This is a genomic window from Streptomyces sp. SDr-06 (genome assembly GCF_003324565.1).
Lineage (GTDB): Bacteria > Actinomycetota > Actinomycetes > Streptomycetales > Streptomycetaceae > Streptomyces.
Genome location: NZ_QOLA01000026.1, coordinates 1 through 16,171 on the forward strand (window position 1 = coordinate 1; position 16,171 = coordinate 16,171).

Below are 16,171 nucleotides of genomic sequence, written 5' to 3' on the forward strand. Positions count from 1 at the left end.
CCCCACATGACGCCCGCGCCCCAGCCACACGGAATCGGGGACAGTGGTCGAGAAAATACTGTTCTTGGCCATGGAATCGTTCTGTCGGAGATCAGGGCCCGACCAGTATGGTCCGCCCACCCCCCGCGGTGTAAGCAGGGCCACGTCCATGGCTTCGGAAACCTGGCGCCCGGCACGCGGGGTCGCGCGGTGGCCGGTAGACCAGCTCGTGCCCGGCGACCAGCCTGGCCCCTGGGGCAACTCGCCTTCGCAGCAAGCGCATTGGGCGTCATGCGACCGGCTCGTCCGATGATCAGCCGCGCGTGTTCTGGTCACCCGGCTCCGGCGGGGCGAGCACGGCGGCCAGGTGGTCACGGAACCAGCGGTGGCCGGGGTCGGCCGAGTTGCGGGGGTGCCAGGCCATCCCGAGGTCGACGGGGCCCACCTCGACGGGGATCGGGAAGGTGCGCAGCCCCAGTGCCGCGGTGGTTGTGGGCAGCCAGTCGGCGAGGGTGAGGGCGACGAGGTCGGTGTCCCGGGCGAGGATCATCGCGCTCGTGTGGCTGGGGACGACGACCGCGATACGACGTCGCAGCCCGCGTTCAGCAAGGGCGTGGTCGATGGGGCCGAGGCGCTTGCCGTGCCGGGAGATGCCGATGTGGTCGGCGGCGGCGAACCGGCGGGCATCGATCCGCTGGTCGAACAGCGGATGACCGCTGCGGGCGACCCCGACCAGGGTCTTCCGTGCCAGGGGCCGGGTACGGATCTCCGGATCCAGCTGTCCGAGGACGCCGAGCTCCACGTCCACCGTGCCCTGCCGCAGGGCGGGCCCGCCCTCCAGCGATTCGGGCAGGAACACCACGTCGACGTGCGGGGCCTCCGCCCGGACCCGGTCGGTCAGGGGCCCCGCGAGCCCGGCCAGCAGGAGGTCGGTCGCCTGCACGGTGAACGTGCGCTGGAGGTGTACGGCCTCGAAACCGGCGCCCGGCCGCAGGACGTTGTCGAAGCCGCGCAGCAACGCGCCCACTTCCTGGCGCAGTTCGAGGGCCCGGGGCGTGGGGACCATGCCCTGACCCGCCCGTACGAGGAGCGGATCGCCCACCGCCCGGCGCAGCCGGGCCAGGCTGCGGCTGACCGCCGCGGGCGATGTGCCGAGACGCTCGGCGGCGCGGCTCACGCTGTTCTCCTGAAGCAGGGCGTCCAGGACGCGTAGCAGATTGAGATCCATGAGCCGCCCCTGAGCTGGACTTTTACGGTGAAGCCAATGCCGGTGCGTTCATCCTCGCACTGCCGGGGGCATGGACGGTGCGCGGGAGGAGCCGAGCCGTCTGGTCACGGCCGCACCCACCGGAGGCACGGAAGTGGGCCGCCACTCAGTAGCACACGTGGTCGGGGGCGTTCGGGCCGCAGTAGGTGGTGCCTGCCGTGCTGATGCTGTCGGTGGTGGGATTCAGGGTCATGGTGAGCGGGCCGGGGCGGAGCCAGGACAGGACATTGGACTGCGCCACCTCGCCGGTGGCCGCGGTTCCGTCGACGGTGGAGAGGCGTCCGGCGGCATGGCCGCCGTCGGTGATCTGCCCGTTGGCCACGGTGTCGCACGGCGGGGCTGCCTGGCCGCAGGTGACGTACAGCCGCTTGCCGATCTCGAACGAGCCGTCCGCGTTGACCTGGAGCCAGTTGCCGTGGCCGGTCCAGTGGCCGACGAACGACGACACGTCGGCCGGCTTGGCGGGCGGCGATGAGCTGGAAGTGGCGTGGCCGGGAGCCGGGGCGGGGTGGGACGGGGCGTGCCCACCGCTTCCCGAGCACGCGGCCGTCAGGGCGAACGCCGTCAGCGCCGCGACGGCGATGCCGAGCGGTCGCAGGTGTCGCGACGGCGCGGGGGTGGGGCGCGGAACCAGGACCACGTGGACTCCTCGAGCGGGTGGGGTGGGTGTCAGGGGCGCTGTTCCTTCGGGGGGCACGCGGGGGTGTAGTCCGCGTCGGGCACGTACTGCCGCCACTGGGCTCGGCTGAGCGGATCGCCCGTGGTGGAGCAGAGGCGCTGGACGAGACTTCGGGGGTCGGTGCTCCGGATGGCGATGCCCCCTTGGGCTCCCTCGGCGATGAGGAGTCGGCCTCTGCCGGCAACCGGTGCGGTGAGCAGGAGGCTGTTGTCGACGTCGTTAGTGGCCGGGGCGAAGTCGGCGGTGGCCACGGGGTGCTCCGGGGAAGAGAGGTCCCAGAGGTGGATCCCTCCGCTGTTGTCCAGTCCGGCCAGGGCGGCGCCGTCCGGGCTGAAGCGCAGCGCCCGCAGCGGGCCGGTGGTGGCGGGCGTGGTGCCCAGCGGCTTCGGCGCGGCGAGCTGCCGGGTGTCCCACACGGTGAGTACGCCATCGGCGCCGGACGTCGCGAGCAGGGATCCGCGGGGCGACAGGGCGGTCGCGCTGACCGGACCGAGACGGCTCGTCGCGGAACTCGCGGGCACCGGGTGCGCCGGGTCGCGCAGATCCCAGAGTGCCCCGCGGAAGTCACTGGTGTCCGAGGCGGCCCCCTCGCTGACGGACAGCACGTTTCCGGTCGGCCCGAAGCTCGCACTCGGTGTTCCGCGACCGCTGGTGGGCAGGGTCGCGAGCTGGGACGGGTGGGCCGGATCGGTGACGCCGAGGAGACGCAGGCGGCCGTCGGAGGCGAACCCGGCGGCGAGCAGGCGCCCGTCCGGGCTGAAGTCCAGGGTGGTCGGTTCGTTCGCGTCGTCCTGCCTGAGGTGGATCGAGCCAAGTGCGGTGGGGTGCCGGGGATCGGTGAGGTCCCAGAGCGATACGGCTCCGCTCGCGCCGACCGCGAGCACCCGCCCGTTGAGCGCCACCGCGGCTCCGGCGCCCGGGAGACGGGTGGTGAGCCGTGGCTCCTCCGGCGTTCCCAGGTCCCAGAGCTCCACCCGGTCCGCCGAGCCGGCGGCGAGCAGTCGCCCCTCGGGGGCCAGGGCGATGCTCGGGGTGGGCCTCGACCGGTCGGGTTCTCCCGCGCCGGCCAGGGCCGTCCGCTCCGGGCCTCCACCCACCTCCCAGAGCTGCACCTCGTCATCGGGTGCCCGGAAGGCGTGCCGGGCCTGGTCCAAAGTGGCCAGGGTCCGCCCGTCCGCGGTGAAGGCCAGGGCGGCGCTGCCACCGGTCAGGGCGGGCAGCCCGACCGGGCGCGCCGGGGTGGAGATGTCCCACAGCAGGACGCCCGCGGGCTCGGGGGCCGGCACCGTCGCGGCGAGTGCCCGCCCGTTGGGGCTGAACGCGACGGCGGTCAGGGGCCCTCGCTGCCCGGGCAGGACGGCCTGCGGGCGCGGGTCGGCCGGGTCGGCGAGGTCCCACAGGTGTACGGCACCGTCGTCGCCGGTGGCCGCGAGAAAGTGGCCCACCGGGGCGAACGCGACCGCGCGCGCCGGTGCGGGGAGCGTCAACCGGGCTTTCGGCCATGGGTGTTCGGGATCCTTCAGGTCCCACAGCCGGACACCGTGGTCCAGGCTCGCGCCCGCCACCGCGTGCCCATCCGGACTGATGGCCAGGCCCGAGACCGGAGCCGCGCCTGGGTCGAGGGACGGCAGGCTGCGCGGCCGGGCGGGATCGGTGAGCTGCCAGAGGCGGATGCCGTGGTCCCGGCCCACCGCGGCGAGCAGCCGGCCCGCCAGGGCCACGGCGCGGACAGGTCCCGGTCCCACCGCCAGTTCGGCGAGCCGGGCGGGCCGGGCCGGGTCCGTCGTGTCCCAGAGGTGTACGGTCCCGGCGCCGGACGCGATCGCGAGGAGTCGCCCGTCGGGGGCGAACGCGAGGGCTGTGCTCGCTCCCGGCACCGCCAGTTCGGCCCGGTCGGCGTGGTCGGCGAGGCTCCACAGGCGCACCGTCGTGCCCTGGGCGATGGCGAGCAGTCCCCCCGCGGAGCTCACGGCGGTGACACCGGGCGCGGCGATGGTGCCGGGCAGCGGCAGGGCCGCCGTCAGCGAGTCGAAGGCGTCCTTGGAGGGCGCCAAGTGGTAGGCGGCCAGCCGTAGTTGCTTGGCGACGCCGGGCTGGGAGGCGTCGAGCGCGGCCGCCTCGGTGTCGAGCCGGTGCGCGAGAGCGGCGCGGCGACCGGCGTCACCGGCGCGGTGCTGCTGTACGGCGACGACGGCGGCGAGCGAGGCGGCGACGAGGGCCAGGCAGAGCGATACGTACCCGAGGGTGCGCCGGCGTCGGTCGCGGGCCCGCAGCCGTTCGCTGTGCCGGACGAACTCCGTTTCCTCGGCGGAGATCTCCGCCGCCCGGGTGCCGAGCCATCGCCGTGCCTCGTCGACGCGGCGCCGGTCGAGGGTGAGTCCGGGCGGCTCGCCCTGCTCCTGCCAGGCGCGCAGGGTACGCCGGAGCTCCTCCTGCCAGCCGCGGAAGTCGCGGTTGCGCTCGATCCACCGCCGGAGCCGCGGCCAGCTCTCCACCAGGGCCTGGTGGGCCAGTTCGGCCGTGTCGAGGCCCGTCGGGCGGCGGGTCACGACGACCAGCCGGGTGCTGGCCAGGCGATGGACCAACGACCAGTCGTGGTCGGTGAACTGGTCCCGGGCGGCGACCCTGCGCGTGTCGGGGCCGCGCTCCCCCGCGTCCACCTGCTCGCCCGGACGCACGAGCTGGATGAAGATGCGCTCCAGCGCCTGGTGGTCGCAGGCGTCCGCCCACTCCCACAAGGTGCGCTCGGCGTTGCCGACCAGTGCTCCCTGGACCCCGCCCAGCTCCTGGTAGGCCGTGGCGGTGAGGTAGCCGCGCTCCTGCCGGGCCCACAGCTGGCTCAGGGTGTACTCCAGCATGGGCAGCGCGGCGGCGCCGCCCGGGGTGTCGCGCAGCAGCTGTTCGGCCAGACCGTCGGCGAAGCGGACGCCCGGGTGGTCCGCCAGCGGGCGGGTGATGGTCTCGCGCAGCTGGTCCCGCGTCATCGGCGGTACGACGACGTGGGTCGCCTCCCAGGCGGCCCGCAGCACCGGCAGCCGCTCGACGTGCGGCAGGAAGTCGATCCGGGTGACGACCACGGCCTGGGCGCGGCGGGTGCCGTCGGCGCGGCGTGCGGTCAGGACGCCCAGCATCGTGTCGAGCCGGCGGGCGGTTTCCGGCGCGTCCACCAGCAGGCTCTCGAACTGGTCGGCCACCAGCAGCAGCCGGCGCCTGCCCTGGTGCGGGGCGAGTGTCCGCTCCAGCGCGGTGTGCAGCCCGTGGGGTTCCTTGAGCTGCCGGGCAAGGGCCGACCACCTCGTGTGCCAGTCCGCCGTGCGCGTGTCCTCGTCACCGGCGGAGGCGAGCGCCCAGGCCAGTAGCTCCTCGGCCGTCAGTCGCAGCCCGTGGGGTACCCGCGCGACGAGGAGGGCGGCGGGATCGGCCCGGGCCAGCAGGCCCGCCCCGATCAGCGACGACTTGCCGACGCCCGAGGCGCCGAAGACGGGCAGGACCGGAACCCGCTGCTCCTCGACCAGTTCGAGCAGCCGGCGCGTCTCGGTGGCGCGCCCGTGGAAGACCGGCCGGTCCTGCTCGGTGAACGGCCACAGCTCGCGGAAGGGACTGCCGGTGATCAGCCGCGAGCGCAGCTGGGGCCACTCGCGCGCGAGCGACTCCACGGTCAGCGCGTATCCGGTCCGGCGGCGCTGGTCCCCCTCCACCGCGACGACCACCCCGATGACGCCCTGGTACTCCTCGTCCCACACGGGCGCCCCGCTGAAGCCCCCGGCCAGCGGGAAGCCCGCCTGTTCGTCGCACGTCAACTGCCACCAGCCGGTGCCCTCGCGGCCCTCGACGGTGCCGCGGGTCCAGATCCCGGCGTCCTTGCTGCCGTTGGACCCCGGATATCTCGGGAACCCGAACGCCCGCCAGCGGTGCCCGGCCAGGTCGTCGGCCTCGAGCACGCGCATCGCCACGGCGTCCGCCGGTAGCGGCCCGACCAGCCGCAGCACGGCGACGTCGCCGCTGTTGTCGGCGGCCACCGGCACGCTGAAGTGCACCGTGGCCGACGCCTTCGGGCGGCCGGCCAGGAGGGGGAAGTCGAGGCTCACCTCGAAGCGGGCGGGCAGCGGCCGGTCGTCCGGGAGGCCGGCGACGGTCGAGACGACATGGGCGCACGTGAGCAGCAGCCGGCCGGGGATCAGGAACGCGACCCCGACCGGGTGCCCGTCGTGCAGGACCCGGGCCGTTCCCCGCTCCCACGCCGGGGCGCTGGGCGCACCCGGCCGGTTCATTCGTCGCCCTGGTGGCGGCTCCACTCCAGTTCCAGTGCGATGTGAGCGTCCCCGGACCCCTTGGCCACGACGAGCCCCGCCTCGGCCGTCACCTTGATCCCGAACTCCGCGCGGATGCGGTCGGGGCTCCTGGGCAGGTCCGTCAGCCGGTTCACCACGGCCTCGGCGACGTGCCGGACACGGGTCAGGCCCGCTTCGAAGGTATCGACGGAAGATGCGATCAGCCCCTCGCCACGGCTCGCCCGCACGACGCCGGAACCCTGGTCGTCGGACAGCTCGACGACGACCGACCCGCCGTTCTCGAAGGGCACACTCAGGTACATGCGACGACCTCTCTGGAGGCTGATGTTCCGTCAAACAACCATCATCAGAGCCAAGTTGAGAAGACCTGTCGCTGTACTGTCAATGGGCCGGGCAGCTCTCGGCGTGTCCCGAGGGCTCTTGAAGCCCCGCCTGCCGCAACCGGGCCGCGATCACGCCCGCCCGGATCTCCTCCCGCCCCGGCGCCGGACGAACGATCCCGCCAGACCCGCCGCATCGCGGCGATGGCATGATCGACCTCACGACAAGCGCCCGCATCACCCTTTCCTCACCGGAAACGACGTCCTGTCGGACAGAGGGTGATCCACGCACCACAGCATCTACCAAAACGGCCAGACAATTGATACCTACAGACTCGCGGTCACAACCGCGAATATCGCGCATACGCCGCACCATCGACTCCACCGCGTGGCGCCGGCCACGCGTGCTGTGGTGGACCACGGCGGGCGTGGTGGCCGTCGGACTCCTCATCGCCCTGGAGATCGCCGCGCGTCGCTACGGCGGCGTGCCCGGGCCGATCACCAACCAGGCGCGCGAGGTGATCTTCGCGCCCAAGCCGGGACCGCTGTACGGCGGGCTGGCGCTGATGATGGTGGTGCTCACCTGGCGGCAGCGGTTCATCGCGGCCGGCGTGGCGGTCGGTGTCGACGTCGTCTTCGTGCTGGCGCGGTGGGCGCTGGGCGCCGAGGTGCCCGAGGACCACTTCTTCGGCAACGGCGCGCTGTGGGCGATGCTGGGCTGTGCCGTCTTCGCGCTCACCCGCCGTACCGGCAAGGAGCGCGCCCTGCTCCTGAAGGGCGTCGGCCTTGGCCTGCTGCTCGTCGCCGGCCGCAAGACCGGTGACACCTGGCTGCTGATCACGTCGAAGACCCGCCCGACCGTGCTCGACCCGTATGTGGCGACCGCCGACCACGCGCTGGGCAACCCGTCGTGGCTGGCGGGCCGGCTCCTCGACGCCGCGGGCCCGCTCGTGAGCAATGCCCTCGGCCTGGTCTACGCCCAGCTCGCGGTGGCCGCGGTCGTCGTCGCCCTGTACCAATTGCGCAACGTGGCGACCGAGCGCCGCTTCCCCCGCCACCACCTGGTGCGCACCTTCCTGGTGATCGGCCTCCTCGGGCCGGTCGTCTACATGGTCTTCCCGGTGGTCGGACCGGTCTTCGCCTACGGTCCGGGCGCCTCCGGCACCGGCGGCGTGCAGTGGGCGGTGGCCAACCTGTGGCCCCACACACCGCCCCCGATCCACATCCCGCACCCGGTTCCGTACGACGGGATCACCCCACGCAACTGCATGCCCAGCCTGCACACGGCGTGGGCCACGTCGATCTTCATCCACTCCCGCAAGGGTCCCCGCCTGCTGCGGTACGCGGGGACGTTCTGGCTGGTCGCCACCCTCAGCGCCACGCTGGGGTTCGGTTACCACTACGGCGTGGACCTCGTCGCCGGTGTGGTGTTCGCGCTCACCGTCGAGACGGCGCTGCGCACCTTCGACCGCGGCTGGGACCGGTCGGGCCTGCGTCTGGTCGCGTACGGCACGGTGGTCTTCGCGGCGCTCCTGGTGTCGTACGCCTGCCTGCCGGTGCGGATGGCCACCCATCCGTGGGTGTTCGGTCCGCTCGTCCTCCTGTCGATGGCTTCAGTGATCTACGGCTTCGTCCGGACCACCGGGGCCTGGGAGGCGAAGACCACGCCGGTGCTGCTTCCGGAACCCCAGCCAGAACCGGCCTGAGGGGATCAACTCCGCCCGACCCGTGGCGGGCGTGCCTCCCGGGGTCGGCGCGGGTGACCCCCCGGGGCAGCGAGGCACCGCAGCCGTCAATGGCCCTACGGCCCAAGTCGGCGCGCCCGCACGGCCGTTGACCGGATTCGCCGAGGATCCACGCCGCGAACCGGTGGCCCGTCCGGAGGAATCTGGCCATCACCGGGACGTTCATCACCGCCCCGGCCGTCCGGGGCCCGACCGTCGTCCTCCCCCAGCCCCGGGGGTGGCCGGACACGAGAGGTCCACCCTCGTCGTCGGCCTGAACGGGCCGCGTCCGTTGCGCGGGGCCGCCTGGCGCCGGCGCGCCCGCGACACCGGCCGGGGCCGCGGACCGGCCACCCGGCCCCGGCCGGGCGGGGCCACGGCTCCGATCTGGAGGCGGTCACCGATTAACGGATTCCGTCTCAAAGCTGACCACGAATTACACACATCCCCTCTACATCCTGGCTTCGATGGTCTAAGTTGTCCGTGCTTCAGCAGCTCTGGCACGAGGCGACCGTTAATGATCATTAGGTCCGGCACCACGGACCTCCAACCGTCGCGCCCTCGTCGCCGGACAGGGGGGTGATCAGTCATGGAGCCCGGGAGGGGGGCCTTGGATGCGGGGAGCACCCGAGGCGTCGACGGGCTCCCGCGTGCCCCGAAGGTCCGGCGGGAGGTAACTCCCGTACGGCCAGGGCGAGTTGCACGCGGCTCGACGGATGACGGGATGTCCCGCGCGGGGGCGCGGGTCTTTCGAGGGGGGAAGCGGGGCGGGGGGCGGGGGCCTTCCGGCACGAAGAGAGAGCGGGTGTTGGGCGAGCACGTCGAACCACTGGTGACCTGGGGGGTCCTGTGCGGCAGACACGTCGAACCACTGGCGACCTGGAAGTTGCTTTACAGCCGGACGGAAGAGTCAGCCCGTTTCCGCCGACGCGCGGGCGTCTGGGGAACGGGGCGATCGGCCGGCCCGCGATCGACTGGGAGCAGCGGTACCGACGTACCGTGATCACCGGCGACACCCTGGCCACCGCCTTCGTGGTGGCGGCGATCGGCGGCTTCTTCGGAGTGCGGGACGCGGCCAACTGGCACGAGAAGTGGAGAATCCTCGCCTTCGGCACCGAACTCCTGGTGCTGGGAGCGCTCGCGGTGAGCCGGGCCTGGGCCCCGGCCGTACTCGGCCAGGGAGCCGAGGAGTTCCGCCGGCTCGGACGCTCGCTGTTCACGGCGGCCGTCGTGCTGGCACTCGGGGGCATCGCCCTCACCTCGCGCAACATCAAGCTCTGGATCTTCGTCGCGATCCCGGCCATCGCGCTCGTCACCATGACCGAGCGGTATCTGCTCCGGCTCTGGCTGCACAAACAGCGCAAGGAAGGCCGGTGCCTGCGTCCGGTGCTCGCCGCCGGCAGCCCGGACACCGTGCGCGACCTGATCGCCAGGACCCGCAAGTTCCCGCACCTGGGCTGGCAGGTGGAGGCGGTGTGCACGCCGGACGGTCTCGGGTTCGACGGGGACCAGGTGGACCAGGTGCCGGTCGTCGGCCCGCTCGCGGACGTCGCCAACCACGTCCGCCGCGACGGCTACCGGGTCGTCGCGGTCACGCCGGACCCGCACTGGTCGCCGGACCGGCTGCAGCGCCTGGCGTGGAACCTCGAGGGCAGCGACGCCGAGATGGTCGTCGCCCCCGTCCTGATGGAGGTGGCCGGACCTCGGCTGCATGTCGACGCGGTGCTCGGGATCCCGCTGCTGCGGGTCAGCATGCCGACCTTCACCGGAGGTCGCCGGGTGGTCAAGGAGGTCGTCGACCGGATGGGCGCGGCGGTCCTGCTGATGCTCTTCGCGCCGCTGATGGCGCTCGTCGCGCTGCTCGTGCTCGTGGACAGCCGGGGCGGGGCGTTCTACCGCCAGCGCCGGGTCGGCAAGGACGGCCGCGAGTTCACCATCCTCAAGTTCCGCACCATGGTCGCCGGGGCCCACCGGGCCCGTGCCGAACTGGCCGACCTCGACGAAGGCGCCGGCCTGCTGTTCAAGGTCCGCCGCGACCCTCGGGTGACCCGGGTGGGAGCGGTGCTGCGCCGGTACTCGATCGACGAACTGCCACAGCTCCTCAACGTGCTCACCGGCTCGATGTCGCTCGTCGGCCCCCGGCCGCCGCTGCCGGAGGAGTCCGCCGCGTACGGCCCCGACATCCGGCGGCGCCTGCTGGTCAAGCCCGGTCTCACCGGCCTGTGGCAGATCAGCGGACGCAGCGACCTGCCCTGGGAGGAGGCGGTCCGCCTCGACCTGCGGTACGTGGAGGACTGGTCGCTCGCCCTGGACTCGGTGATCTTGTGGAAGACGCTGCGTGCGGTGCTCCAAGGGCAGGGGGCCTACTGATGGGCGAGGGGCCTTCGGCCGCCGCACGGACCGCGGGCCACCAGCGCCTGCCTGGGGGGAGGAACGGGACATGAGGATCAGCGTCTTGGGGCTCGGCTACGTGGGCTGTGTGTCGGCCGCGTGCCTGGCCGGCATGGGCCACGAGGTCATCGGGGTGGACGTGAACCCGACGAAGGTCGACCTCGTCAACGACGGCAAGGCCCCGGTGGTCGAGGAGCGGATCGGCGAACTCGTCGCCGAGGGCGTGCGCACGGGAGCGCTGCGCGCCACCGTCGACGTCCGCGAGGCGATCATGGGCAGCGAGGTGTCGCTCGTCTGCGTGGGCACGCCCTCGGAGCCCAACGGCAGTCTGTGCACCACCTATCTGGAGCGGGTCACCGAGCAGATCGGCGCCGCGGTGGCCGAGCGGGGCGGGCGGCACACCGTCGTGTTCCGCAGCACCATGCTCCCGGGCACCTGTCTGAACCTGCTCGTGCCGATCCTGGAGAAGCACGTGGGCACGGCCGGGGTGGACTTCGGGATCGCGGTCAACCCGGAGTTCCTGCGCGAGGGCACCAGCGTGCGGGACTTCTTCGACCCGCCCAAGACCGTCATCGGCGAACTCGACCCGGCGAGCGGCGACGTGGTGGCCGCGCTGTACGACGGCCTGCCCGGCGAGGTGTTCCGGATGCCGGTCCCGACCGCCGAGGCGATCAAGTACGCGGACAACGCCTTCCACGGGCTCAAGATCGGCTTCGCGAACGAGCTGGGCGCGGTGTGCCAGGCGCTCGGGGTGGACGCGCACCAGGTGATGGACGTGTTCCTCGCCGACCGCAAGCTGAACATCAGCCCCGCCTATCTGCGGCCCGGCTTCGCCTTCGGCGGCTCCTGCCTGCCCAAGGACCTGCGCAGCCTGCTCTACGCGGCGCAACGGGCCGACGTCTCGCTGCCCATCCTCGCCCACGTGCTGCCCTCCAACTCCACACATCTGCAGCGCGCGGTGGAACTGGTCGAGCGCGCGGGCAAGCGGCGGGTGGGCCTGTTCGGCCTCTCCTTCAAACCCGGCACCGACGACCTGCGCGAAAGTCCCCTCGTCGAGCTGGCGGAGAGACTTCTGGGCAAGGGGTACGACCTGCGGATCCACGACGCCAACGTGAGCCTGTCGCGGCTGCTCGGCGCGAACCGCGAGTACATCGAGACCCGGCTGCCGCACATCGCCCAGCTGTTGGTGGACTCCGTCGACGAGGTGCTCGGGCACGCGGACGTGTGCCTGGTCGGCACCAGGGACCCGGCCGTGCTCGCGGCGCTGCCGCGCGGCGACGGCACGGTGCTCATCGATCTCATCCGCATGCCCGACGCCGAGGCGCGCCGGACCGAACCGGGGTACGTGGGCCTTGTCTGGTGACACATCGTTGGATGCCACGGCCGGCGGCCACCGGCCGGGCCGGCGCGCGCTGATCCTGGTGGAGAACCTGTCGGTGCCGTTCGACCGGCGGGTGTGGCAGGAGTGCACCACGCTGCGCGACGCGGGCTGGACCGTGCACGTCATCTGCCCCCGGGGCGAGAAACGGGACACCGAGCCGGAGGCCGAGGTCGACGGGGTGCGGATCCACCGCTACCCGCTGCGCGCGGCCACCGGAGGGCCGGCCGGGTATCTGCGCGAGTACGGATCGGCGCTGTGGCACACGGCCCGGCTGGCCCGCAAGGTCGGCCCGGTCCACGTGGTCCACGCCTGCAACCCGCCCGACCTGCTGTTCCTGCCCGCCCTGTGGCTCAAGCGGCGCGGCGCGCGGTTCGTCTTCGACCAGCACGACCTGGTGCCCGAGCTCTACCTCTCCCGCTTCGACCGCGGCGAGGACCTGCTCCACCGCGCCGTCTGCGCGCTGGAACGGCTGACGTACCGGGCCGCCGACATCGTGCTCGCCACGAACGAGAGCTACCGCGACGTCGCGGTCCGCCGCGGTGGCCGCAGGCCCGAGGACGTCTTCGTGGTGCGCAGCGCGCCCGCCGTCGAACGGTTCCAACCGGTGCCGCCCGAGCCGGAGTTGAAGCGCGGCAAGCCCCATCTGCTGTGCTATCTCGGCGTCATGGGCCCTCAGGACGGCGTCGACTACGCCCTGCGGGCGCTGGCGAAGCTGCGCGACGAGCTCGGACGGACCGACTGGCACGCGGTGTTCGTCGGCGGCGGTGACGCCTTCGACGCGATGGTGGAACTGGCCAAGCAGCTCGGGCTCGGCGACCAGGTGGAGTTCACCGGCCGCATCCCGGACGCCGACCTGGTGCGCTACCTGTCCACCGCCGACGTGTGCCTCTCCCCCGACCCGCGCAATCCGCTCAACGACGTGTCGACCATGAACAAGGTCCTGGAGTACATGGCCATGGGCCGGCCGATCGTCTCCTTCGACCTGCGGGAGGCACGCGTCTCCGCCGGTGACGCGGCCCTCTACGCACCCGCCAACGACGAGGGCGCGTTCGCCGGACTCGTCGCGCTGCTCCTCGACGATCCGCACAAGCGCGCCCTGATGGGCAAGATCGGCCAGGACCGCGTCACCGGACCGCTCTCCTGGCGCAACTCCCAGAAGGCCCTGCTCGACGCCTACGCCGCTGCCTGCGGTGACGGCCCCCCGGCGGCGGTCGGCGCCCCGGTCAAGGGCGTTCGAAGGAAGCGCCGTTGAGCGAGGACACGATACGCCTGGTCACCATCGGCCGGATCCTTCGCCGGCGCTGGCGGCTCCTCGCCCTCCTCACCATGGTGGGCGCACTCGCCGGCTACGGCACCTCGGCGCTCTTCCCGCCGCGCTACACGGCCTCGGCGTCGGTCCTGCTGCCGGGGCAGTGGGAGGAGCGCGAGCTGCTGACCCAGGCGGGGATCGCGACCAGCTCCGCGGTGGTCGACCGCGCGGCGACCGCACTCGGCTGGACGGCCGTCGGCGACAGGCTGCGGGACCAGGTGAGCGCCTCGGCCGCCGACGGCAACATCATCAAGATCTCGGGCACCGCCGACACCCCGGAGCGCGCGCAGCGGCTGAGCGACCAGGTGGCCCAGCAGTTCGTCGGCTTCGCCGCCCGGATCGCGGGCGGCAGCGCCGACACCGACACGACCACCGGGCCCGACGCCCTGCGCCAGCAGGTGGCGGAGGCCAACCGCCGCATCACCGACCTCGCCAACGCCGCCAACCCGGGGCAGACCGTGGAAAGCGTGCAGGCCCGCACGGAACTCGAGAACCTGCGCACCTCGCTTCAGGCGGCGATGAAGAAGCTGGACCAGAACGGCCCGGCGGCGAACAAGGCGGGCATGGTCGTCATGGGGCCCGCAGCCCGGCCGACCGGCCAGGCGCCCCCGACCAGGACGCAGCTCGTCGCGGCCGGGGCCCTGCTGTTCTTCCTGCTCACCGTCGTCGGCCATCTCACCGCCGCACGGATGAACCGCAGGCTGCGGAGCGAGGCGGAGATCGCCACGGCGCTCGGCTCGACGCTGCTCGGCACCGTCGACGTGCCCGGCGAACGGGCGGCACACCGGCTGCGGGGACATGGCCCGCGGGCCTGGATCCGCCGTCTCCTCGGCACCGACACCCGGTGGGACCTGCCCACCCCGCGGCGGTCCGACGACGAGGCCGGCCGCCGGATCCGCTACCGGCGGGTGTGCCACCGCCTCCGGGAGCAACTGCCCGCGCCGCGGCGCCTGTTGGTCGTCGTACCGGACGGCGACGAGACCGCCCGCCGGGCCGCGGCGCAGCTCGTGGCCGAGGCCAAGAGCGGTCCCCTGCTGCGGGTGGTGGATGTGCCGGTGGCCCGGCCGATGGTGCCCGACCGCGACAGCGAGTCCGGCGCCCTGGTCGTGCTCAGCGCGGGCAGCTGGACCGCGGAGGAGCTGGCCAAGATCGCCGAGGCGTGCGCGGACGCGGGGCACGACGTCGTCGGCTTCGTCGTCGCGGGCCTGGTCCGGATCCGTCCGGCGCGGACCTCCGGGCGCCCTGCGGACGACCTGCCGTTGACGCCCGCGCTGCGCAGCCACGCGAGCGGGGGTTCTGTGTGACGACGAGCAACACGTCCCCGTCACCGGACGCCGCGCCGCTCCTCGATGTGCAGGCGTTGGTGGTGTCCGTGCGCAGGCGCCGCCGCCTGTGGTGCGCCACGGCGCTGCTGGGACTGCTGATCGGCGCGGCGATGGCGGTCCTCATGCCCGCGCCCCCGGCCGCGGTGACCAAGCTCCTGGTCGCCCACCAGGAGGACCAGCCGAACGACACCGGAACGCTGATCCGCACCGACGTGGCCCTGCTCGGCACCACGCGGATCGCCGGCCAGGCCCTGCGCTCCCTCAAGTCCACGGAGAAACCGGAGGACTTCCTGCGGGAGTACCACGGCACCGGCCTGACCAACAACCTGTTGCAGATCGACGTGACGGGGGCCAGCGACACCCAGGCGGTGGCCCGGGCCAAGGCGCTGGCCGACGCGTTCATCACGGACCACGTGACACGGATGCAGGATGCCGCGAACGCCGAGGCCAAGGCCCTGCTCGACCAACGCGACCGCATGCGGGACGAACTCGCCCAGGTCAACAAGGCGATCGGGAACCGGTCGCCGGGCAGCGACCCGAAGGCCTCGGCGAGCATCGAGTCGCTCTTCGCCCGCCGGGCCGAGCTCAACTCGCGGATCGCCGACTTCGACCAGCGCGCCGCGCAGGCGCGGACCGGCGCGCCCCGGCTCGTCGCCGGCACGCAGATCGTGGACGCCCCGCGCGCGGTGGCGCACTCCCTGCCGAAGACCGCTCTCACCGACGCCGGGATCGGCCTCGTCCTCGGCCTCGTCGTCGGGATCGCGCTGGCCGCGGTCGCCACGGTGGTGGCCGACCGTCCCGTACTGCGCCGGGAGATCGCGGCGAACCTGGGCGCCTCGGTCATCGCGGAGCTGCCCCGCGTGCCGCGCCGGTCCGGCGTGCCGTGGCAGCGCCGCCGGGTGCGGGCGGCCCGCGAACGGCTCCGCGCGACCCTGGCCCGCACGGTGCGCGGTTCCGCCGAACCGCTCTCGCTCCTCGAACTGGGCTGTGCGCACACCACGAGCGTGATCGCCCTCGACCTCGCCGAGGCGCTGGCTGCGGACGGGCCCGTGGTGATCGTCGACGGTCTGCCGGGGCCGCTGCTCGCCGACCAGGACAAGCCGGGTGGCCCGTTGGTGGTCCGCGGCGAGCGCGCCGCGCGGCTGTCGCGCCAGGAGCGCTGGTTCGGCGTCGGCTCGGTCGCACCCGGCACGGCGTGGACCGACCTCCCCCACCTCGGAGGCCAGACCGTGCTCGTGGTGCGGGCCGGGCACGGCAGCGCGGCCTGGCTGCACACCGTGGCACGGCAGCTCGCCGACCTGAGCATCGTGGTCATCGGTGTCGTACTGATCGACCCCGACCCGCGTGACAAGACCGACGGCACGCTGTGGGACGGGCTGCACACCGCTCTGCGCGGGCACAACGAGCGGCTGGCCCGGCAGAGCGAGCCGGACCGGCGGCCCACGGAGCGGCTGACGACCTGGGCCTCGCGGGTCCCGGACAGCGACCAGGAGGCACGTTAGAA

General features: G+C 73.1%; 10 protein-coding genes. 6 read left to right on the plus strand and 4 right to left on the minus strand.

Annotated features, from left to right (window positions below):
• Positions 1–292 precede the first annotated feature (292 nt).
• From DT019_RS33435 to DT019_RS33450, 4 genes are all read right to left on the minus strand, one after another.
• Complete coding sequence (locus DT019_RS33435) at positions 293–1,207, minus strand: LysR family transcriptional regulator (protein WP_114040742.1); 915 nt, start codon at positions 1,205–1,207, stop codon at positions 293–295.
• 145 nt (positions 1,208–1,352) lie between these two features.
• Positions 1,353–1,886 carry a hypothetical protein gene (locus tag DT019_RS33440; protein WP_114040743.1) on the minus strand — a complete coding sequence of 178 codons (534 nt, stop codon included), beginning with the start codon at positions 1,884–1,886 and terminating at the stop codon, positions 1,353–1,355.
• A 29-nt stretch (positions 1,887–1,915) separates the two neighbouring features.
• Positions 1,916–6,196 carry a trypsin-like peptidase domain-containing protein gene (locus DT019_RS33445; protein WP_114040744.1) on the minus strand — a complete coding sequence of 1,427 codons (4,281 nt, stop codon included), beginning with the start codon at positions 6,194–6,196 and terminating at the stop codon, positions 1,916–1,918.
• Positions 6,193–6,519 (minus strand): CU044_2847 family protein, encoded by a 327-nt coding sequence (locus DT019_RS33450; protein ID WP_189390154.1) that lies wholly within the window; start codon positions 6,517–6,519, stop codon positions 6,193–6,195. The genes DT019_RS33445 and DT019_RS33450 overlap by 4 nt, the downstream gene beginning before the upstream one ends.
• Before the next feature lie 425 nt (positions 6,520–6,944).
• Between DT019_RS33450 and DT019_RS33455 the strand changes: the two genes are divergently transcribed.
• The 6 genes from DT019_RS33455 to DT019_RS33485 all read left to right on the plus strand — a co-directional run bounded on the left by DT019_RS33455 (position 6,945) and on the right by DT019_RS33485 (position 16,169).
• A complete protein-coding gene (locus tag DT019_RS33455; protein ID WP_114040808.1) occupies positions 6,945–8,243 on the plus strand; it encodes a phosphatase PAP2 family protein in 1,299 nt (432 codons plus the stop codon).
• 957 nt (positions 8,244–9,200) lie between these two features.
• Positions 9,201–10,631 carry a sugar transferase gene (locus tag DT019_RS33465; protein ID WP_223279886.1) on the plus strand — a complete coding sequence of 477 codons (1,431 nt, stop codon included), beginning with the start codon at positions 9,201–9,203 and terminating at the stop codon, positions 10,629–10,631.
• A gap of 70 nt (positions 10,632–10,701) precedes the next feature.
• Positions 10,702–12,015: a nucleotide sugar dehydrogenase gene (locus DT019_RS33470; RefSeq protein WP_114040746.1), complete on the plus strand. Its 1,314-nt coding sequence runs from the start codon at positions 10,702–10,704 to the stop codon at positions 12,013–12,015.
• The gene (locus DT019_RS33475) at positions 12,005–13,285 is read left to right on the plus strand and encodes a glycosyltransferase family 4 protein (RefSeq protein ID WP_114040747.1); all 1,281 of its coding nucleotides are present in this window, start codon (positions 12,005–12,007) and stop codon (positions 13,283–13,285) included. The genes DT019_RS33470 and DT019_RS33475 overlap by 11 nt, the downstream gene beginning before the upstream one ends.
• Positions 13,282–14,646, plus strand: coding sequence for a Wzz/FepE/Etk N-terminal domain-containing protein (locus DT019_RS33480; RefSeq protein WP_114040748.1), 1,365 nt, complete (start codon positions 13,282–13,284; stop codon positions 14,644–14,646). Before DT019_RS33475 ends, DT019_RS33480 begins: the two co-directional genes overlap by 4 nt.
• Entirely contained in the window at positions 14,643–16,169 is a 1,527-nt protein-coding gene (locus tag DT019_RS33485) for a Wzz/FepE/Etk N-terminal domain-containing protein (RefSeq protein WP_114040749.1), read from the plus strand. Before DT019_RS33480 ends, DT019_RS33485 begins: the two co-directional genes overlap by 4 nt.
• Positions 16,170–16,171 lie beyond the last annotated feature (2 nt).